General features: G+C 58.9%; 1 protein-coding gene. It reads left to right on the top strand.

The annotated features are described in order from the left end of the window. Window positions 1-58 precede the first annotated feature (58 nt). On the top strand, window positions 59-1,099 hold the full coding sequence (locus tag E4631_RS25650; protein WP_133658052.1) for an IS630 family transposase: 1,041 nt from the start codon (window positions 59-61) through the stop codon (window positions 1,097-1,099). Window positions 1,100-1,107: the final 8 nt, after the last annotated feature.

Below are 1,107 nucleotides of genomic sequence, written 5' to 3'. Positions count from 1 at the left end.
TATACTCGTCGCGAATAGGATTGCGAGAGAAGTCAGCTAAAAGTACTAAACTTGTTTGATGAACATAAGCTTGACACCGGCAGAGCGGGCGCAGTTGCAACAGTGGCAAAAGCAACGGCGCGACAACGACGGCTATGTCAAAGTCACGGTGGTCCTCTTGCTGGACAAAGGGCGCTCGGCGGGCAGCATTGCCGACGACTTAGGCCTAGACCAAGCCACGGTCTACCGGTATGCCGCCGCGTTTACCGAATTGGGCTTGGCCCAGTATCTGGCCCACGAGCAGCCCGGCTATTGGGGCTTGCTCACCAGCGCCCAGTTGGCTCACTTGTGTCAGCAAGTCAACGCGCAGCTTTACACGGACTGCAAAGCCCTGCAAGACTGGCTGCTGCGCACCTATCGGGTGGCCTACTCGCGCTCGGGCCTGACGGATTTGCTGCACCGGCTGGGCTTCACCTACAAGCTGACCACGCCCGTGCCCTGCCAGGCAGAGGTCCAGGCGCAGGCCGATTTTCTCGACGAGTTGGCCATGCTCGAAGCCCACGTCGAGCGGGGCGAAGCCGTGCTTTACTACGCCGATGCGGCGCATCCGACCCACAACACGCGCTGCACCCGCGCCTGGTGTGAAGTGGGCAAAGAGCGGCCCCTGCTCACGGTCAGCGGCCGCGAACGGGTCAATTTGAACGCCGCGCTCAACGCCTACGACCCCACGCAGGTGTTGCTGGATGAAACTAGTTGCGTCAACGCCCAAAGCACGAAGCGCTTATATGAGCAACTGCTGGCCGCGCACCCCGATAAGACGCGTATTTACGTCGTCTGTGACAACGCCCGCTACTATAAAAACAAGGACCTGCGGGCGTGGCTGGCCGATAAGCCCATCTGCCAGGTGTTTCTGCCGCCCTACTCGCCTAACCTGAACCTGATTGAGCGCTTCTGGAAGTACCTGCGCCAGAAGATTATCAACACCACGTTCTACCGCACCAAAGGTCAGTTTCGTACCGCCGTGCTCGACTTTTTCACCCGGCTTCCTGAGTGTGGGCCTGACCTCGCGTCCCTACTAACCCGTAAATTTCATATTCTCGACGCGCAACTCACTTCGTGACGAGTATA

This window comes from Hymenobacter sp. UV11, from assembly GCF_004684095.1.
In the GTDB taxonomy this organism is placed as follows: Bacteria; Bacteroidota; Bacteroidia; order Cytophagales; family Hymenobacteraceae; genus Hymenobacter.
The sequence above is the reverse complement of the archived record's forward strand: the minus strand, read 5'-3'. Positions and strand labels throughout refer to the sequence as shown.